This is a genomic window from Pantoea sp. Cy-639 (genome assembly GCF_011752525.1).
Taxonomy (GTDB): domain Bacteria; phylum Pseudomonadota; class Gammaproteobacteria; order Pseudomonadales; family Pseudomonadaceae; genus Aquipseudomonas.
On the sequence record NZ_VWXI01000018.1, the window covers coordinates 73,982 to 93,847 of the forward strand.

15 protein-coding genes are annotated in these 19,866 nt (G+C 65.3%); 4 read left to right on the plus strand and 11 right to left on the minus strand.

Features of this window, described 5'->3' with window-relative positions; genetic code table 11:
* Positions 1-20 precede the first annotated feature (20 nt).
* Both F3J43_RS20100 and desA read right to left on the minus strand, forming a co-directional pair.
* Entirely contained in the window at positions 21-1,010 is a 990-nt protein-coding gene (locus tag F3J43_RS20100) for a GGDEF domain-containing protein (protein ID WP_166890884.1), read from the minus strand.
* Positions 1,011-1,151: 141 nt separating this feature from the next.
* Complete coding sequence (gene desA, locus F3J43_RS20105) at positions 1,152-2,336, minus strand: delta-9 fatty acid desaturase DesA (protein WP_166890887.1); 1,185 nt, start codon at positions 2,334-2,336, stop codon at positions 1,152-1,154.
* Positions 2,337-2,487: 151 nt separating this feature from the next.
* On the opposite strand from desA, the gene dibA reads away from it, so the two are divergent.
* Positions 2,488-4,383, plus strand: a complete 1,896-nt coding sequence (gene dibA, locus F3J43_RS20110; RefSeq protein ID WP_166890890.1) for a phosphodiesterase DibA — start codon at positions 2,488-2,490, stop codon at positions 4,381-4,383.
* 51 nt (positions 4,384-4,434) lie between these two features.
* Here the strand turns inward: dibA and F3J43_RS20115 are convergent, their stop codons facing one another.
* The 9 genes from F3J43_RS20115 to tcyJ all read right to left on the minus strand — a co-directional run bounded on the left by F3J43_RS20115 (position 4,435) and on the right by tcyJ (position 13,386).
* Positions 4,435-5,079, minus strand: a complete 645-nt coding sequence (locus tag F3J43_RS20115; protein ID WP_166890893.1) for a methionine ABC transporter permease — start codon at positions 5,077-5,079, stop codon at positions 4,435-4,437.
* Entirely contained in the window at positions 5,069-6,175 is a 1,107-nt protein-coding gene (locus F3J43_RS20120; RefSeq protein WP_166890896.1) for a methionine ABC transporter ATP-binding protein, read from the minus strand. The genes F3J43_RS20115 and F3J43_RS20120 overlap by 11 nt, the downstream gene beginning before the upstream one ends.
* A 1-nt stretch (position 6,176) precedes the next feature.
* Positions 6,177-6,977: a MetQ/NlpA family ABC transporter substrate-binding protein gene (locus F3J43_RS20125; RefSeq protein WP_166890899.1), complete on the minus strand. Its 801-nt coding sequence runs from the start codon at positions 6,975-6,977 to the stop codon at positions 6,177-6,179.
* Positions 6,970-8,358 carry an LLM class flavin-dependent oxidoreductase gene (locus F3J43_RS20130; RefSeq protein WP_166890902.1) on the minus strand — a complete coding sequence of 463 codons (1,389 nt, stop codon included), beginning with the start codon at positions 8,356-8,358 and terminating at the stop codon, positions 6,970-6,972. The genes F3J43_RS20125 and F3J43_RS20130 overlap by 8 nt, the downstream gene beginning before the upstream one ends.
* Entirely contained in the window at positions 8,358-9,539 is a 1,182-nt protein-coding gene (locus tag F3J43_RS20135) for an SfnB family sulfur acquisition oxidoreductase (protein ID WP_166890905.1), read from the minus strand. Before F3J43_RS20135 ends, F3J43_RS20130 begins: the two co-directional genes overlap by 1 nt.
* Before the next feature lie 75 nt (positions 9,540-9,614).
* The gene (locus F3J43_RS20140) at positions 9,615-10,856 is read right to left on the minus strand and encodes an SfnB family sulfur acquisition oxidoreductase (RefSeq protein WP_166890908.1); all 1,242 of its coding nucleotides are present in this window, start codon (positions 10,854-10,856) and stop codon (positions 9,615-9,617) included.
* A 294-nt stretch (positions 10,857-11,150) separates the two neighbouring features.
* Complete coding sequence (tcyN, locus tag F3J43_RS20145; RefSeq protein ID WP_166890911.1) at positions 11,151-11,912, minus strand: L-cystine ABC transporter ATP-binding protein TcyN; 762 nt, start codon at positions 11,910-11,912, stop codon at positions 11,151-11,153.
* 2 nt (positions 11,913-11,914) lie between these two features.
* The gene (gene tcyL, locus F3J43_RS20150) at positions 11,915-12,580 is read right to left on the minus strand and encodes a cystine ABC transporter permease (protein ID WP_353618267.1); all 666 of its coding nucleotides are present in this window, start codon (positions 12,578-12,580) and stop codon (positions 11,915-11,917) included.
* A complete protein-coding gene (gene tcyJ / locus F3J43_RS20155; RefSeq protein WP_166890917.1) occupies positions 12,580-13,386 on the minus strand; it encodes a cystine ABC transporter substrate-binding protein in 807 nt (268 codons plus the stop codon). The genes tcyL and tcyJ overlap by 1 nt, the downstream gene beginning before the upstream one ends.
* A gap of 317 nt (positions 13,387-13,703) precedes the next feature.
* Between tcyJ and epsC the strand changes: the two genes are divergently transcribed.
* From epsC to gcvP, 3 genes are all read left to right on the plus strand, one after another.
* Positions 13,704-14,642 carry a serine O-acetyltransferase EpsC gene (epsC, locus tag F3J43_RS20160; RefSeq protein WP_166890920.1) on the plus strand — a complete coding sequence of 313 codons (939 nt, stop codon included), beginning with the start codon at positions 13,704-13,706 and terminating at the stop codon, positions 14,640-14,642.
* Between the two features lie 190 nt (positions 14,643-14,832).
* A complete protein-coding gene (gene betT, locus F3J43_RS20165; RefSeq protein WP_166890924.1) occupies positions 14,833-16,836 on the plus strand; it encodes a choline transporter BetT in 2,004 nt (667 codons plus the stop codon).
* 114 nt (positions 16,837-16,950) lie between these two features.
* Complete coding sequence (gene gcvP / locus F3J43_RS20170; RefSeq protein ID WP_166890927.1) at positions 16,951-19,824, plus strand: aminomethyl-transferring glycine dehydrogenase; 2,874 nt, start codon at positions 16,951-16,953, stop codon at positions 19,822-19,824.
* Positions 19,825-19,866: the final 42 nt, after the last annotated feature.

Here is a 19,866-nt window from a genome sequence, read left to right on the forward strand (position 1 = left end):
TTGACGTGTGGATGATCCGCTCAGCCTTTCACGATCTGGTTCTTGCCCTGGCGCTTGGCGCGGTACATGGCCGCGTCCGCCCGGGCGAACAGGCTGTCCAGGGTCTCGTCCTGATCCAGTAGCCCGGTCAGCCCCTGGCTCACGGTCACGCCGTACACCTGCTCGCCGTGGCTGAAGCTCAACCGCTGGATTTCCCGCTGCAATCGCTCGGCAATCTGCTCGGCTACCTGTGCGGTACAGCCTGGAAACACTGCAGCGAACTCCTCGCCGCCAATCCTGCCGAACAGGTCGCCACGGCGTAGCACGGCCTTGCCGCTGTCGGCGATACGTTGCAGTACCTGGTCACCTTCCTGGTGGCCGTAACTGTCATTGATCTGCTTGAAGTCGTCGATATCCAACAGCAGGAACGCCATCGGCGTGCCGTCTTCGCGGGCACTGTCGAAGGCTTGCTGGGCGCACTCGAAGAAATGCCGGCGGTTGCTGCTCTGGGTGAGTACATCGGTGGTGGCCAGGCGTTGCAGCTCACCTTCGAGCTGCTTCTTTTCAGTGATGTCTTCGGCGATGCCGACGATGATCACCCGCTGGTCACCCTCACGCTGCTGGTTGATGTAGCACTTGTCGCTGAGCCAGCGTACTTCACCGGCGGCGTTGAGGATGCGGTACTCACGATCTTCGACGGTGCCCTTGACCAATACCTGGGCCAGGCTGCGTTCGGCGTATTCCAGGTCATCCGGGTAAATGGCATCGCGCCATTCGTTGTAGTCGGCCATGACCAGGCTGGCTGGGCGACCGAAGATGCGTTCGTAGGCGGGACTGACGTAGAGCACCTGGCGGGTCTCCCAGTCGAAGGCCCAGAGCACGGCATTGACGCTGTCGAGCAGCGATGAATAGAGCTGTTCACGTTCGCTCAGGCGAGCAACCTCGCCCTGGGCGTGGAGCAGGGCAAGCAGGGTCTGGGCGGCTTCGGGACGCGGAGTCCCGGTATGCGTAGGTGGAAGGTCTTTGGCCATGAGCACGGAACGGTTCTCGACGATGGGCGTGCGGCCACGGTCCGGCCCGCCACGCGGGCGATATGCCGAATTTGAGTTCTTTTGCGGGAGGGAAGTTCCGGAGCGACATGCCCCGTTGCGGGGCATGTCGATCAACGGTGATCAGACGCTGTTGGGGCGCAGCGAGTAGGTCTTGAGCTGAGCGGCGAAGTCGCGCAGCGACTGGATACCGCTGGCCTCGGCCTCGTGTACCCAGTCCTTCATGGCAGCGAGCATGTCATGGCCGTTGGCGCTGGTGCGGGCCCAGATCTGCTGTAGCGCCAGGCGCTTTTCGTAGATGGTCTTGAGTGCCTGGCTGTGGGCCAGCATCGACTCGATGCGCACGTGGTGGCGGTCTTGCAACAGGCTGGTTTCCCGCGACAGCAGGCGCTTGGCGCGGCGGAAACGATGACGCACCGAGGCATCGACCTTGTCCAGCTCCTGCTTCACCAGCGGGCCGATCACCACCTTGCGGTACTGGGCCATGATCTGGAAGCGGTTGTTGAGGATGGCCATGGCCGTGTCCATGTCCAGCGAAGCCTTGCCTTCGACCCGATGGGCGATCGGCGCGACGCGCTGCACCTTGGCCAGGCGCAGCATGCTCAGCAGGCGGATCCACATCCAGCCCATGTCGAACTCCCAGCGGCGAACCGAGAGTTTGGCCGAGTTGGGGTAGGTGTGATGATTGTTGTGCAGTTCCTCGCCGCCAATGATGATGCCCCAGGGCACCAGGTTGGTGGCCGCGTCACGGCATTCGAAATTGCGGTAGCCGATGGCATGGCCCAGGCCGTTGACCACGCCAGCGGCCCAGAACGGAATCCACATCATCTGGATCGCCCAGATGGTGATGCCGATGGTGCCGAACAGCAGCAGGTCGATCACCGCCATCAGGACGATGCCACCGAGTTTGTAGCGGGTGTAGAGGTTGCGCTCGATCCAGTCGTCCGGGCAGTTCTTGCCGTAGATGCGCAGGGTTTCCTCGTTGCGTGCCTCGGCGCGGTAGAGCTCGGCACCTTTGCGCAGTACCGTGCCCAGCCCCTTGTGCACCGGGCTGTGCGGGTCGTCCGGGGTTTCGCACTTGGCGTGATGCTTGCGGTGGATGGCGGTCCATTCGCGGGTGTTCTGCGCGGTGGTGAGCCACAGCCAGAAGCGGAAGAAATGCTTGAGCCCCGCGTTCAGTTCCAGCGCGCGGTGGGCCGAATAGCGGTGCAGGTAGATGGTGACGCTGACGATGGTGAGGTGGGTCATCAGCAGGGTGACCGCGACCAGTTGCCAGGCCGACAAGTCGAGCAAACCGTAGTACCACATAGGGGGAAAGACCCTCGAAAAAACAGGGGGAACAGCGCTCGCATTATCCCTTGGCGGGGAAATAAAACCAGTCGCCCTTTTTGATAGGAAGTCACAGGGTGTTTCAGCCCTTATAATGCCCCTTCCTTTTTCATGGGCTCATCCACCCGACATGTCAGTTTCCGTTCGCGACGCCTTGCGCATGGCCGGGCTCTACGTGGTGCTTTCGATCCTCTGGCTGGTGCTGTCCGAAGTCGTGCTGCGCGGCATGTCCGAGGACCCGCTGGCGCTGACCGTGGGGCGGCAGATCAATGTCGTGGTCTGGGTGCTGCTCAGCGCCTTGCTGATTTTCTTCTCGCGTGCCCGCCTGCTCAACTTCATCGGTATCGGTGCGCGCCTGCGCAGCGAGGACCGCGAGCGCCTGCGCATGGCCGCGGCGGTCTTCGACAGTACCTTGGAAGGCGTGCTGGTGACCGACCGCAACGGTTTGATCGTGCACGTCAACCGGGCCTTCATGCGCATCACCGGATACCAGCAGGACGAGGTCATCGGCCAGCGCCCGAGCAAGTTCAAGTCTGGTCGTCACGGGGCTCCGTTCTACCAGCAGATCTATGCCGCGCTGGCCGACCAGGGCGAGTGGAGCGGCGAGATCTGGAACCGGCGCAAAAGCGGCGAGATCTACCCGCAGTGGCAGACCATCTGCGCCATTCGCGACGACAGCGGTGCGCTCAGCCACTATGTCGCAGTGTTCAGCGACATCAGCGCGATCAAGCACACCGAGGAAGAACTGGCCTACCTGGTGCATCACGATCCGCTGACCGCTCTGCCCAACCGCCTGCTGTTCAACGACCGGGTCGAACAGGCGCTGGCCGCCGCCCAGGCCAACAAGCGTGGTTGTGCCTTGCTGCTGCTCGACCTCGATCACTTCCAGAGCATCAACGATGGCCTTGGCCATACCATTGGCGACCAGTTGCTCAAGCTGGTCGGCGAGCGTCTGCGCGACCTGCTGGGCAATGGCGTGACCCTGGCGCGGCTGGGCGGTGACGAGTTCGGCGTGCTGGCGGAAAGCTGCCAGCAGGTCGGCCAGGCCGGCAAGCTGGCACAGACCATCATCGAGCGCTTGCGCGAGCCTTTCTGCTTTGAGGGCAATCGCCTGTTCATCAGTGCCAGTATCGGCATCAGCTTGTTCCCCAGCGATGCCCTGAGTGCCGAGCAACTGTTGCGCAACGCCGACTCGGCGCTGTTCAAGGCCAAGGGTAACGGGCGGGCCTGCTACGCGCTGTACACCGAGGAACTGACCGCTCACGCCCAGCACCGGGTGGAGACGGCTGGTGAGCTGCGTCGGGCCCTGGAGCAGCAAGAGCTGCGTGTGTTCTTCCAGCCGGTTCACGACCTGTTCACCGCACGCATGATCGGTGTCGAGGCGCTGGTGCGCTGGCAGCACCCGCAGCGGGGGCTGGTCTCGCCGGCCGAGTTCATTCCCATCGCCGAGCGTACCGGCCTGATCGCCGAAATAGACGCCTGGGTATTGCGCCAGGCCTGTCGACAGATGGTCGAGTGGCAGGCCGAGGGGCGGCAATTGACGTTCGTCGCGGTGAACATCTCCAGCCGCCTGTTCAGCCAGCGTGAACTCTACCGGCAGGTGGCCGATGTGTTGCACGAGACTGGCCTGGACCCGGCGTTGCTCGAGCTGGAGGTCACCGAGAGTGCGGTGATGGAAGACCCTGAGGTGGCGCTGGAGCAGTTGCACCGGTTGCGCGAGCTGGGGCTGAACCTGGCCATCGATGACTTCGGTACCGGTTATTCCTCGCTGTTGCGGCTAAAGCGGCTGCCGGTGCAGAAGCTGAAGATCGACCAGGGCTTCGTTGCCGGGCTGCCGTGCGACGAGGACGACATCGCCATTGTCCGGGTAATCATCGCCCTGGCCCGAAGCATGGGCATGAAGGTGCACGCCGAAGGCATCGAGCAGGCCGAGCAGGCGCGCTTCCTGCTCGAACAGCAGTGCCAGCAGGGGCAGGGTTACTGGTTCGGCCGGCCGGTGCCTGCAGCCCAATTGCACTGGGATTGAGCGCTGGTCGCGGGGCAAGCCAGCGCCCGTCACGCTTGAGGCCCGCCTCGGTCAACGCTTGTTCAAGCCTTTGGCCAGACGGTCGCCACCTAGCTGGATCACCGCCACCAGCGCCACCAGCATGACGATCACCGTCAGCATGATCTGGCTGTCGAAGCGCTGGTAACCGTAGCGATAGGCGATATCCCCCAGCCCTCCGGCGCCGATGGCTCCGGCCATGGCCGAGGAGTTGATCAGCGTCACCAGGGTGATGGTGAAGCCGCCGACGATGCCAGGCAGCGCCTCGGGCAGCAGCACGTGCCAGACGATGTGCCAGCGGCGGCAACCCATGGCCTGGGCGGCCTCGATCAGGCCATGGTCCACTTCCCGCAGGCTGACCTCGGCGATCCGCGCGAAGAAAGGCGTGGCGGCGATGGTCAGCGGTACCACCGCGGCCCAGACGCCGTAGGTGGTGCCCACCACCAGGCGGGTGAAGGGAATCAGCGCGACCATCAGGATCAGGAACGGGATCGAGCGGAACAGGTTGACGATGGCGCCCAGCGTCCGGTTCAGCACGGGCGCCTCGAAGATCCCGCCCTTGTCGCTGGTGACCAGCAGCACTGCCATCGGTACACCGACCAGCAGCGCCACCAGCGAGGACACGCCGACCATCAGCAGAGTGTCGAACAGGCCTTGCAGCAAGCGTTCAGTCCACATGGCCGAGCACCTCCACGTCGTTGGCCCAGCGTCGGGCGCGTTCCAGCAGTTGATGGGTGTCCAGCGGCGACTCGCGCACCGCCAGCACCAGTTGTCCCAGGGCCTGTTCGCCGATGGTCTCGATCCCGCCTTGCAGCAGGCGCACACGACCACCAAGTTCGGCGAACAACGCGCTCAGCTCTGGCTCGCCGACCAGGTCGAGCTTGAGCACCACGGCCGCGTGACGACTGCTCGGACTGGCCCGCAGGCTGGCCTGCAAGGCCGCCGGCAGGCGCGTTTGCAGCGGTGCCAGCAAGGTGCGGGTGACTTCGTGGCGGGGCGCTCCGAATACCTGCCATACCTCCCCTTGCTCGACGATCTCGCCGCGCTCGAGCACCACCACCCGCTGGCAGATATCGCGGATCACCGCCATTTCATGGGTGATCAGCACGACTGTCAGGCCCAGGCGCTGGTTGATATCGCGCAGCAATTCGAGGATCGACGCCGTGGTTTCCGGGTCGAGTGCCGACGTGGCCTCGTCGCACAGCAGGATTTCGGGGTCGTGGACCAGGGCACGGGCGATACCGACCCGCTGCTTCTGTCCGCCCGATAGCTGCGCCGGGTAGACCTGGTGTTTTTCCGCCAGGCCGACCAGCTCCAGCAGTTCGCGCACCTTACGCTGGCGCTCGGCCTTGGCCACGCCAGCCACTTTCAGTGGCAGCTCGACGTTCTGCCATACGGTCTTGGCCGACATCAGGTTGAAGTGCTGGAAGATCATGCCGATGCGCCGGCGCAGTGCCACCAGCCGATCCTCGTCGAACGGCGCGATGTCCACCTGGTCGATCAGTACCCGACCCTGGCTGGGCTGTTCCAGGCGGTTGATGGTGCGCAACAGCGACGACTTGCCGGCGCCGCTGCGGCCGATGATGCCGAAGATCTCGCCACGCCGGATGTTCAGGTCGATGCCTTGCAGGGCCGGCTGTGTCTGCCCCGGGTAGGTCTTGCCCAGGCCGAGGAAGCGCACGTGGGCCTGGTTGACCTCCGGGCGCAGCGCGGTTTCCGGGGCTTTGGCCGGGGTGCTGGGAACGGGCGCCCTGAGGGCGCTGGCCTGGCTCATGTCAGCCTTCCCAGCCGGCCTGGTAGAGGGTGCCGTGGGCCTTGTCCAGGGCTGCGCGCACGGCCGGCGAGTGCTGGTAGATGTCGACGAACCGGGCCAGGCGCGGGTCGTTCTTTTCCTGCGGGCGGATGACGAACTGGATCACGTACTCCTTGTTCTCCAGGCCATCGAACAGCAGCGCCGAGGTGGCGTCGAAGCTGTTGGCCAGGCGGATGTAGGCCGGATAGCCCTGGACCAGGTCGGCATCGTCATAGGCGCGGACCAGTTGCACCGCCTCGACCTGGAGGATCCGGAGCTTTTTCGGGTTGGCGACGATATCGTCCTCGGTGGCCTTGTAGCCCACGCCGGGCTTGAGGGTAATCAGTCCGGCCTTGGCCAGCAGTTGCAGGCCTCGGCCACTGTTGATCGGATCGTTGGCGATGGCCACGCTGGCGCCTTCGGGCAGTGCCTCGATGCTTTTGTACCGCTTCGAGTACAGGCCGACGTTGTTGATGATGCCCGGGGCATAGGGGACCAGGTCGAAGCCGGCAGCGGCCTTGGCATTCTCGAGGAACGGGATGTGCTGGAAGTAGTTGACGTCGATGTCGCCGCTGTTGAGGCTGACATTCGGCGCAATCCAGTCGCTGAACTCGATCAGTTTCACCTCCAGGCCTTGCTTGTGGGCCTCTTCCACCGCCGCTTCCAGCGGTATGGCGAAGGCCGCGGTGGTACCGATCTTCAACGGCTCGGCGGCCAGGGCGACGGTGGAAAGGCCCAGGCCCAAGGCGAGGGCCGCGATGGGGCGGAACAGTTTCTCAAGCATGGCGCAGGGCTCCAGTCGGGGCAGGGATCGGGTTTCGGTAAGCGGCGCCAGGATGGTCGGCGGGAAGGTGAGGCTGGGACGTGGCGAACAGCTTCTGGCGCAGGCTGCCCTCACGATAGGCAGTCTTGTAGCGGCCACGGCGTTGCAGTTCGGGCACCACCAGGTCGATGAAGTCCTCGTAGCTTTCCGGGGTGACGGTGCGGGTCAGGTTGAAGCCATCCAGGCCAGTCTCGTCGATCCAGGCGATCAGTTGCTCGGCCACCTGCTGCGGATCGCCAACCAGGATCACGTAGCGTCCGCCCAGGGCGTGCTGTTCGAGCAGGCGGCGACGGGTCCAGGCATTGTCCTGCAACTGGCGGGTGGCGGACTGGATGGCATTGCCCTGGGTGAAGCCGATCGGCTCGTCCAGGCCGTAGCGCGAGAAGTCGATGCCGGTGGAACTGGCAAAGTGCGCCACGCCGGCCTCGGGGCTGGCGTAGCTCAGGTATTCGGCATGCTTGGCGCGAGCCTGTGCCTCGCTGGGAGCGACCACCACGCTGATGCCCATGAATACCTTGAGCGCCTGCGGATCACGCCCGGCGGCCTTGGCCGCAGCGCGGACCTTGTCGACCTGGGCGCGGGTGGCCGCCTTGTCCTGGCCACTGATGAACACGCATTCGGCGTGGTTGCCGGCGAAGGCCAGGCCGCGTGTCGAACTGCCGGCCTGGAACAGCACCGGAGTACGCTGCGGCGAGGGTTCGCACAGGTGGTAGCCGTCGACTTTGTAGAACTCGCCGTGGTGCTCGACCTTGCGCACCTTGTCTGGCCGCGCGTAGACGCGCTGCGCGCGGTCGGCGACCACGGCGTCGTCGTCCCAGCTGCCTTCGAGCAGCTTGTACAGCACTTGCAGGTATTCGTCGGCCTGGTCGTAGCGGCGGTCGTGCTCGGGCTGCTGCTCCAGGCCCATGGCCCGCGCGGCGCTGTCGAGGTAGCCAGTGACGATGTTCCAGCCGACCCGGCCGTCGCTCAGGTGGTCGAGGGTGGAGAGGCGCCGGGCGAACAGGTAGGGCGCCTCGTAGGTGAGGTTGGCGGTCAGGCCGAAGCCCAGGTGGCGGGTCACTGCGGCCATGGCCGAGACCAGCAGCAGCGGATCGTTGACCGGCAGCTGGATCGCCTCCTTCAGCGGCACCTCCACCGACTGCCCGTAGACATCGTAGGTACCGACGATGTCGGCGATGAACAGGCCGTCGAACAGCCCGCGCTCGAGCAGGCGGGCGAGATCGGTCCAGTACGCGAGGGTCTTGTACTGGGTCGAGGTATCCCGCGGGTGGGTCCACAGCCCGTGGTTGATATGCCCGATGCAGTTCATGTTGAAGGCGTTGAGGAGGATTTCCCTGGCCATCAGATGGTCCCCCGGCGTGGCGGCTTCTCGTCGTTGAGGTAGTAGTTGCCGATGGCGTGGTACTTCCAGCGCACCGGGTCGTGCAGGGTGTGCACCCGGGCGTTGCGCCAGTGGCGGTCGAGGTTGTGCTCGGCCAGGGTCGCCTGGCTGCCGGCCAGCTCGAACAGCGTGGTGCCGGCGGCCAGGGAAATCTCGGTGCTGATCGCCCGGGCCTCGGCCACGGCGACGGAGGCGGCGGCGAGGGTCTCGGCGTTGCTGTCGGCCTGGGCGATGTCGAGGATCTCGCCGGCGCGCTCGAGCAGGGCCTCGGCGGCGTGCAAGCGGATCGCCAGGTGGCCGAAGCTCTTCAGGGTCAACGGGTCGTCGCTGGCCTTGTCGAGGCCGGAGTCGATCCAGGGCCGGCTGCGGGTGCGCACGAAGTGCAGGGCGTCCTCGAAGGCCGCGCGGGCGATGCCGGTGTCGATGGCGGCGTGGAGGATCTGCGCCAGCGGACCGACCGTGGTCGGGCGCTCGAAGGCGCTGGCGAACGGCACCACGTCCTCGGCGCGGACCGGGACGTGGTTGAACACCACCGAACCACTGCCGGTGGTGCGTTGGCCGAAGCCGCTCCAGTCGTCGATCACTTCGATGCCGGGGGCATCGGCGGGGACGAAGGCCAGGTGCGAGATGTCCTGCTCGTCGATCACCAGGGTCGGTATGCGCTGGGCGTAGATCGCGCCGGTGCAGTAGAACTTGCGACCGTCGATGCGGTAGTGGCCGCCGTCGCGGCTCAGGCGCGTGGTGCGTTCGTGGGCGTTCTTCGTGCCGAGTTCGGCCAGGGCATTGCCGAAGCGCCGGCCGGCGAGGACTTCGGCGTACAGGCGCTTGTGCTGCTCGGGTGTGCCGTTCACGCGCAGCACTTCCAGGGCGTAGAAGTGGTTTTGCGGGATTTGCCCGAGCGAAGCGTCGGCCTGGGCGATACGGGCGACGACCTTGGCCAGGGTGGCGTTGGATACGCCGGCGCCGCCAAAGGCCTTGGGCACGCTGATGCCCCACAGGCCGGTGTGCACGAAGCGTTCGAGCTCGGCGTGGGGCAGACGGCGCTCGCGGTCGCGCACGGCGCTGTCCTGGCGCAGGTACTGGGCGAGCTCGTCGGCGACGGCGAGGGCTTCGCCGTCGGTGGTGATGAGGGATGCGGTCATGTTGCTCTCCGGGGGCCATCGCAGGGCAAGCCCGCCCCCACTGGGGAGCGGACGGGGCCTGTGTCGGGCCGACAATCAGATCCAGGAATGGCGGGCGGGCAGGGTGCCGTTGAGGTAGTAGGCGCCGACGGCGTGGTACTTCCAGCGCACCGGATCGTGCAGGGTGTGGACCCGGGCGTTGCGCCAGTGCCGGTCGAGATTGAACTCGGCGAGGCTGGCGCGGCTGCCGGCCAGCTCGAACAGCTTCTCGCTGGCCTGCAGGGCGATCTCGGTGGTCAGCACCTTGGCCTCGGCCACGGCAATCGAGGCGCGTGCTGCGGCGGCAGCGTCGATGGGGCCGGCGTTGACGGCGTCGAGTATCTTGGCGGCCTTGCGCAGCAGGGCCTCGGCGGCATGCAGGTCGAGTTTCAGGCGGCCGACGTCGGCGATCACATAGGGATCGTCACTGTTGCGTTCGACCTTGGCCTCGATCCACGGCCGCGATTTCTCGCGCACGAAATGGATCGCATCGTCGATCGCGGCGGCGGCGATCCCTGCGTCGATGGCGGCCTGGATCAGTTGCGAGACGGCGCCCTGGATGTTCGGCACCTCGCGCTGGCGCCCGGTATCGATGACCAGGTCGGCGTCCACCGGCACCTGGTCGAGCAGCACGGTACCGCTGGCGGTGGTGCGCTGGCCGAAGCCGGACCAGTCGTCGACGATACGCAGCCCGGGGCTGCCACGGCGAACGAAGGCCAGGCGCTGGCGGCCTTCGTCGTCGAGCGCCTTGACCGCTACCCAGTGGGCGAACAGGGCGCCGGTGGAGTAGAACTTCTCGCCGCTGATGCGATAGCCGTCAGCGTCGCGGGTGATGCGCGCCTTGAGCGTCAGGGTGTCCTTGGTGCCGCGTTCAGGGCCGGCGTTGCCGATGCGCCAGCCGTCGAGCACGCTGCGAAAGAGCGTCTCCTGCTGCGCCTGGGTGGCGCTCAGGCGCAGCAGGTGCAGGAGGCCGAACTGGTTCTGCGGGATCTGCCCCAGCGCCGGGTCGGCGGCGCTGATCAGGCGGAACACTTCGGCGAGGGTCGCAAACGATACCTCGGGGCCGCCGAAGGCCTTGGGCACGCTGATGCTGCCCAGGCCGCTGCGGGTGAACTGCTCGATCTCGGCCCATGGCAGCTTGCGCTGCTGGTCGCGACGGGCCGCCTGCTGGCGGGCCAGGTCGGCCAGTTCGCGGGCGGCCTGCAGGGCCTCTTCGTCGTTGCGCAGTACCTTGGCGGGCAGCAGCAGTGGCGAGCTGTCGAGATCGCTGGTGAAGGGGGTATGTGGCTGGCTGGACATCAGTACCGCTCCTTGGCTGCACTCAATGCCCTGGCGTTGCGCACTGGGGTGATTGTGATCCTGACCATTCCTTACCTCACAAAAGTTGGATGCGTCGCCTCAGTGGATGGCGACAGACATTTGCTGGTCCGGTGGTCCGGTTCATATACCCTATTCGTTTATAAAAAGTTTATGAACTAACGTTTAGGAATATTGATAGAAGAACTGCCGAGTCGTGGGGATAAAAAACGCGGGGCAAGTCCGCTCCCACGCCCTTGTGGAAGCGGGCTTGCCCCGCGATTGCATGGTTGGCGCTCAGTCCTGTGCGGCGGCGGTCCCCAGGAACTTGCGCAGGAACTGCCGGGTGCGTTCTTCCCTGGGATTGGCGAACAGCGCCTTGGCCTCGCCCTGCTCGACGATCACGCCCTTGTCGAAGAAGATCACCCGGTTGGCCACGTCACGGGCGAAGCTCATCTCGTGGGTGACGATGATCATGGTGCGCTTCTCTTCGGCCAGGCCGCGGATGGTCGCCAGCACTTCGCCGACCAGTTCGGGATCGAGTGCCGAGGTGGGTTCGTCGAACAGGATCACCTCCGGCTCCATGGCCAGGGCACGGGCGATGGCCACCCGTTGTTGCTGGCCACCGGACAGGCGTCGGGGGTAGGCGTCTTCCTTGCCAGCCAGGCCGACCTTGGCCAGCAGCCGCTTGCCCAGTTCGATGGCCTGGTCGCGCGGCGTCTTCTTGACGATCACCGGCCCTTCGATGACGTTCTCCAGGGCAGTGCGGTGGGGGAACAGGTTGAAGTTCTGGAACACGAACCCGGCCTGTTGGCGCAGGCGGCGGATCGCACCTTGCTGGCTGCCCAGGGGGCGGTTGGCGTCGATGCTGATGGCGCCGATCTGGATACGCCCGGCGTCGGGTGTTTCCAGCAGGTTCAGGCAGCGCAGGAAGGTGGTCTTGCCCGAGCCGCTGGGGCCGATGATGGCCACCACCTCGCCGGGCTGCACGCTCAGGTCGATGCCCTTGAGCACGGTCTGGCCCTTGAACTGCTTGGTCAGGCCTTCTACTACGATCATTTTCAGTGCTCCTGGTCGTGCTGGTTGACCCGTGCTTCCATGCGGTTCTGGAAGTGCGCCAGGATGCTGCACAGGATCCAGTAGACCACGGCCACGGCCAGGTACATGGTGAACACCTCGAAGGTCCGCGCGGTGATCAGCTGGGCCTGGCGGAACAGCTCGGGCACCTGGATGGTCGCCGCCAGGGCGGTGTCCTTGACCAGCGAGATGAAGCTGTTGCCCAGCGGTGGCAGGGCGGTGCGCAGGGCCTGGGGCAGGATCGCCCGGCGCATGGACTGGGTGCGGGTCATGCCGATGCTGGCGGCGGCCTCCCACTGGCCACGGTCGATCGAGGAAATCGCCGCTCGCAGGATCTCGCAGATGTACGCCGCCATGTTCAGCGACAGGCCGATCAGCGAGGCCGGGATCGGGTCGAGCTCGATACCGATCTGCGGCAGGCCGAAGTAGATCACGAACAGTTGCACCAGCAGCGGCGTGCCGCGGAAGAACGACACGTAGACGCGCGCGATCCAGTCCAGCGGCAGGATCTTCGACAGGCGCATCAGTGCCAGGCCGAAGCCCAGCACCAGGCCGAAGAACATGCCGCCGACACTGAGCAGCACGGTGTAGCCGGCGCCTTTCAGCAGGAAGGGCGCGGAGTCGACAACAAGTTGCAGGGTTTCAGCGATCATTGGGTCACGTCGGCACCGAAGTATTTCTCGGAGAGCTTGGCCAGCGTGCCATCGGCCTTGAGCTTGTCGATGGCCTTGTTGATCGCCGCCAGCAGCTCAGGCTCGCCCTTGCGCAGGGCCACGCCCGATTCGAGCTTGGAGAACTTCTCGCCGGCGAGCGCGGTGGGTTTCTTGTCTTTCGCGGTTTTCTGGACGTACTCGAGTGCCGCCAGGCGGTCGATCAGGATGGCGTCGATACGGCCGTTGCGCAGGTCGGCGAACTTGGTGGGGTCATCTTCGTAGGTACGGACATCGGCTGTCGGTACATCCTGTTTCACCCACTGCTCGTAGTTGGTGCCCAGGCCAACCCCGACTTTCTTGCCGCCGAGGTCGGCGGCCGTCTTGATGTTCTTCTCGTTGTCGCTGCCCTTGAGCACCAGGGCCTGGATGCCCGAGACGGTGTAGGGCTCGGAGAAGTCGTACTTCTTCTTGCGCTCCTCGGAGATGGTCACCTGGTTGATCACCACGTCCAGGCGCTTGGACTCGAGGGCGGCGAGGATACCGTCCCACTTGGTCGGCTGGATCTTGGCCTTGACCCCCAGCTCCTTGGCCAGCAGTTCGGAGAACTCGACCTCGAAGCCGGCCAGCTTGCCGTTCTCGTCCTGGAAGCTGAACGGTGGGTAGGTCCCTTCCAGGCCGACGTTGATCACGCCCTTTTCTTCGATGGTCTTCAGTTGCTCGCCGGCGAAGGCCTGGCCAAGCAGGCCTGCGCCAAGCAACACTGCCAGGCTGGCGTTGAGAAGCGGTTTGCTGAATCGGATCATGTGGCTGGCCCCGCGCTTATTGTGAAAGTAGTGGGTGGCGACTATAGGGGTGGGTTGTATAGGCTGGGAAATAATAAAAAATCAGTTTGTTATTCACTTATTGCCTTTCGTCATGAGCTGGCAACACTGAGGGTAGTCACGAATGAAAAGCCCGTCAGCGTTGCTTATGCTCGACTTGGCGCAGGATGGAATAAAGCGTTGTTTTTTCCAAGAGGGGGATATGTCGTATCGTATTTGCCCTACAGGAGTGACCCTGTGGGTGCGAACTTGCTCCACAAGGAACGAACACTCGGATAATGGCCTGCCAGGAGAACAGCGTGAGCGAACAACCATCAATCGGGCATTGGCAATTGCAGGGCATCGTCAGTGGCCTGCGCAGTGCCCGTGAGCAGTGGCGCAGTAGCAATGGCCGCAGCAGTGGCGAGCAGGGCGGGCGCGAACTGCCGTCGCGCGAGGCGCTGCGGCAGATCCTCGAGCAACTGTGCGGTGCGCTGTTCCCCATGCGCCTGGGCCCGGTGGACCTGCGCGAGGAGAGCGAGGACTTCTATGTCGGCCATACCCTCGATGCCGCGCTCACCGCACTGCTGGCCCAGGCCCGCCTGGAACTGCGCTACGCCGCGCGCCACGGCAAGACCGACGCCAGCGATGTCGACGCTCACGCCCTGCGCCTGATCCAGGACTTCGCCGCCGCCCTGCCGGCCCTGCGCGTGTTGCTCGACACCGACGTGCTGGCGGCCTATCACGGTGACCCGGCGGCGCGTAGCGTCGACGAGGTGCTGCTGTGCTACCCGGGCATCCTGGCCATCATTCATCACCGCCTGGCCCACCACCTGTACCGGGCTGGCCTGCCGCTGCTGGCGCGAATCAGCTCGGAGCTGGCGCACTCGGCCACCGGCATCGACATCCATCCCGGCGCGCAGATCGGCCCGAGCTTCTTCATCGACCACGGCACTGGCGTGGTGATCGGCGAGACGGCGATCATTGGCGAGCGGGTGCGCATCTACCAGGCTGTGACCCTCGGGGCCAAGCGTTTCTCCAGCGACGAGTCGGGCACCCTGCACAAGGGCCTGGCGCGCCACCCGATCGTCGAGGACGACGTGGTGATCTACGCTGGCGCGACGATCCTCGGGCGGATCACCATCGGCAAGGGCTCGACCATCGGCGGCAATGTCTGGCTGACCCGCAGTGTGCCGGCTGACAGCAACATCACCCAGGCCAATCTGCAGCTGGATTGCGAGGGCAGGAAAGCGCTCTAGCCTGGGTCTTTCGGCTTGTGGGGGCGGGCTGGCCCGCCTCCGCACGGTCGCATTGAAACGCGATCCATGGTTAACTTGAACGCTTGTTCAACGAAAAACGCTGGTCCATTGCCGGTGTTCATCAGGAGGGATTGCCTTTGCTGAACCCGTTCAATCCGAACCTCACGTCCTCCGACGAGGTGCCTGTTTCATGAGTGCACCGACCCCCGACCTTGCCAATGGCAAGATCCGCATGAACCCTCCGGTGTTCTACTTCGCGGCAAGTTTCATCCTCATCTTCGGCCTGGTGGTCATCGCCCAACCGCAAGCGGCGGGCGAGTGGTTGCAGGCTGCGCAGAACTGGGCGGCCAACACGGTCGGCTGGTACTACATGCTGGCCATGACCCTGTACCTGGTCTTCGTGGTGGTCACCGCGCTGTCCGGCTACGGCAAGATCAAGCTTGGTGCCGACCATGACGAGCCCGAGTTCAGCTACCTGTCCTGGGCCGGCATGCTGTTCGCCGCCGGCATCAGCATCACGCTGTTCTTCTTCTGCGTCTCCGAACCGCTGACCCACATGCTCCAACCGCCCCAAGGCGAGGCGGGCACGGCCGAGGCCGGGCGCCAGGCGATGCAGATCCTGTTCCTGCACTGGGGCCTGCACGGCTGGGGTGTGTTCGCCTTCGTCGGCATGGCGCTGGCCTACTTCGCCTACCGGCACAACCTGCCGCTGGCCCTGCGTTCGGCGTTGTATCCGTTGATCGGCAAGCGTATCAACGGCCCGATCGGCTATGCAGTGGACGGTTTCGGCATCATCGCCACGGTGTTCGGCCTGGGCGCCGACATGGGCTTCGGCGTGCTGCACCTGAATGCCGGGCTCGACTACCTGTTCGGCATCAGCCACAGCCAGTGGATCCAGGTGATGCTGATCACCCTGATGATGGGCGCGGCGGTGGCCGTGGCGGTCGCCGGAGTGGAGAAAGGCGTGCGGGTGATGAGCGACATCAACCTGTTCCTGGCCTGTGCCCTGCTGTTGTTCGTACTGTTCGCCGGCCCCACCCAGCACCTGTTCAATACCCTGATCCAGAACCTCGGCGACTATCTCGGCGCCTTGCCGCGCAAGAGCTTCGATGTCTACGCCTACGGCGAGAACCGTGACTGGCTGGGAGGCTGGACGGTGTTCTACTGGGCCTGGTGGATTGCCTGGGCGCCGTTCGTGGGCCTGTTCATCGCGCGCATCTCGCGTGGCCGGACGATTCGCGAGTTCGTCTTCGGCGTGCTGCTGATCCCGCTGGGCTTCACCCTGGCGTGGATGTCGATCTTCGGCAACAGCGCCATGAGCCAGGTGCTCGACCACGGCATGACCGCCCTCGGCCAGTCGGCCCTCGACAACCCGTCGATGAGCCTGTACCTGCTGCTGGAAACCTACCCCTGGAGCAAGACGGTGATTGCCGTGACGGTGTTCATCAGCTTCGTGTTCTTCGTCACCTCGGCCGACTCCGGCACCGTGGTGCTGTCGACGCTGTCGGCCAAGGGGGGTGGCGCCGACGAGGACGGGCCGAACTGGCTGCGAATCTTCTGGGGTGCGATGACTGCGCTGATCACCAGCGGACTGCTGTTCGCCGGCAGCATCGATTCGCTGAAGTCGGCGGTGGTGCTGACCTCGCTACCGTTCTCGCTGATCCTGCTGTGCATGATGTGGGGCCTGCACAAGGCTTTCTACCTGGAGTCGCAACGGCAGATCGCGCAGATGCACTCGCTGGCACCGTTCGCCCAGTCCCGGCGCGGTCGTGGTGGCTGGCGCCAGCGCCTGAGCCAGGCGGTGCACTTCCCGTCGCGTGACGAGGTGTACCGCTTCATGGACGACGTGGTGCGCCCGGCAATCGCCGACGTGCGTGAGGTGTTCGAGCAGAAGGGCCTGGTGCTGATCACCCAGGACGACCCGAGCCACGACAACGTCAGCCTGAAGATCGGCCATGGCGAAGAGCAGCCGTTCATCTACCAGGTGCAGATGCGTGGCTACTTCACGCCCTCGTTCGCCCTGGGCGGGCTGGGGACCCAGGAGTTGAAGAACCGCCGTTACTACCGGGCGGAAGTGCACCTGAGCGAAGGCAGCCAGAACTACGACCTGGTCGGCTACAGCAAGGAGCAGATCATCAACGACATCCTCGACCAGTACGAACGGCACATGCAGTTCCTGCACCTGGTCCGCTAGCGGGCTGTCCGGGGCCGCCGATCACGGCCCCGGGCAAGTTTTCCCGCAACATGGGCGATCCCTTCCTAGACTTGTAAGTCTCCATGAGTCCGGGTACAGGAAGAGATCGTCGCCATGTCCCAGTCGCCCTCGCTGAACCAGCTGCACGTCGCCAACCCGTTCCTGTCGCGCCACCTGGGCCCCGATGCCCGGGAGCAGCAGGCCATGCTCGAGGCGCTGGGCGTTGCCAGCCGCCGTGAGCTGATCGAGCAGACCGTGCCGCCCGGCATCCGCTTCAACCGCCCCCTCGACCTGCCCCCGGCCCTCGACGAGCAGGCCGCGCTGGCCCGGCTCGCCGACTACGCGGCGCAGAACGAGCTGTGGACCAGCTTGATCGGCATGGGCTACCACGCCACTGTTACTCCCACGGTCATCCTGCGCAACGTGCTGGAGAACCCGGGTTGGTACACCGCCTACACGCCCTATCAGCCCGAGATCGCCCAGGGGCGCTTGGAGGCGCTGCTGAATTTCCAGCAGATGGTCATCGACCTCACCGGCCTGGCCCTGGCCAACGCCTCGCTGCTCGACGAGGCCACCGCCGCCGCCGAGGCCATGGCCCTGGCGCGGCGCGTGGCGCGCAGCAAGAGCAACGCCTTCTTCGCCGACGAGCACTGCCACCCGCAGACGCTATCGGTGCTGCGTACCCGCGCCGAAGGCTTCGGCTTCGAACTGATCGTCGATAGCGTGGACAACCTGGCCAGGCACAAGGTGTTCGGTGCCTTGCTGCAATACCCGGACACCCATGGCGAGGTCCGCGACCTGCGCCCGCTGATCGATCAGCTGCACGGCCAGCAGGCGCTGGCCTGCGTCGCCGCCGATATCCTCAGCCTGGTGGTGCTGACGCCGCCCGGCGAGCTGGGTGCGGACGTGGTGCTCGGCTCGACCCAGCGTTTCGGCGTGCCCATGGGCTACGGGGGGCCCCACGCGGCCTACTTCGCCTGTCGTGACGACTACAAGCGAGCCATGCCCGGGCGCATCATCGGTGTGTCTCGCGACGCCCGGGGCAACACCGCGCTGCGCATGGCCCTGCAGACCCGCGAGCAGCACATTCGCCGCGAGAAGGCCAACTCCAACATCTGCACCGCCCAGGTATTGTTGGCCAATATTGCCGGCTTCTACGCGGTCTACCACGGTCCGGAAGGCCTGCGGCGCATCGCCCAGCGCGTGCACCGGCTGACCTTCATCCTCGCCGCCGGGCTCGAGGGCAAGGGCATCAAGCGCCTCAACCAGCACTTTTTCGACACCCTCACCCTCGATGTCGGCGGTACCCAGGCAGCGATCATCGAGAGCGCCGAGGATGCGCGGATCAACCTGCGCATCCTCGGGCGCGGGCACCTGGGGGTGAGCCTGGATGAAACCTGTGACGAGACGACGGTGCTGCGGCTGTTCGACATCTTCCTCGGTGTCGACCATGGCCTGACGATCGCCGAACTGGACCAGAAGGCACTGCCCGAAGGCATTCCCGGCGCCCTGGTGCGGCGCACGCCGATCCTGCAGCACCCGGTGTTCAACCTGCACCACAGCGAGACCGAGATGCTGCGCTACCTCAAGCAGCTGGAAAACAAGGACCTGGCACTGAACCAGTCGATGATCCCGCTGGGCTCGTGCACCATGAAACTCAACGCCACCAGCGAGATGATCCCGATCACCTGGCCGCAGTTCGCCTTGCCGCATCCGTTCGCCCCGGCTGCCCAGGTGCAGGGCTACCGGGCGATGATCGAGGAGTTGGAACACTGGTTGTGCGCGATCACCGGTTTCGACGCGATCTGCATGCAGCCCAACTCCGGGGCCCAGGGCGAGTACGCCGGCCTGATGGCCATCACCCGCTACCACCGCAGCCGGCACCAGCCAGGGCGCACGCTGTGCCTGATCCCGTCGTCGGCCCACGGCACCAACCCGGCGTCGGCGCAGATGGCCGGCATGGAGGTGGTGATCGTCGATTGCGACGAGGACGGCAACGTCGACCTCGATGACCTCAAGGACAAGGCCAAGGCCGCCGGCGAACGGCTGTCATGCCTGATGATCACCTACCCCTCGACCCATGGTGTGTACGAGGAGGGCATCCGTGAGATCTGCGAGGTGGTCCACCAGCACGGTGGCCAGGTGTACATGGACGGCGCCAACCTCAATGCCCAGGTAGGGCTGGCACGGCCGGCGGACATCGGCGCCGACGTCTCGCACATGAACCTGCACAAGACCTTCTGCATCCCCCATGGCGGCGGAGGGCCGGGTATGGGGCCGATCGGCATCCGTGCCCACCTCAAGCCGTTCGTCGCCAGCCATCCGGTGGTACCGGTGCCCGAGCTGGACCCGAACAACAGCGCAGTCAGCGCCGCGCCCTGGGGCAGTGCGAGCATCCTGCCGATCAGCTGGATGTACATCGCCATGATGGGGCCGCAGCTGGCGGATGCCAGCGAGGTGGCGATCCTCAGCGCCAACTACCTGGCCAGCCAGTTGCGCGATGCCTTCCCGGTGCTCTACCGCGGGCGCAACCAGCGCGTGGCCCACGAATGCATCCTCGACCTGCGCCCGCTCAAGGCGCTGACCGGCATCACCGAGGAGGACGTTGCCAAGCGCCTGATGGACTACGGCTTCCATGCGCCGACCATGTCGTTCCCGGTGCCAGGCACGCTGATGGTCGAGCCCACCGAGAGCGAGTCGAAGGCCGAACTGGACCGCTTCGTCGAGGCGATGCTGGCGATCAGGGCGGAGATCGCCGAGGTCCAGGAGGGTAACTGGCCGGCCGAGGACAACCCGCTCAAGCATGCGCCGCATACCCTGGCCGATGTGCTGGCGCCGTGGAGTCGGCCGTACAGCCTCGAGCAGGGCATCGCCCCCAGTGCTCACGCACGCCAGCATAAATACTGGCCGGCGGTGAACCGGGTCGACAACGTGTATGGGGACCGGAATCTGTTCTGTTCCTGTGTGCCGGTGGAGGCATATCGCTGAAAGGAACTGTGCCCTGTTAATCGGTAGCGAGCCCCCCAAGAG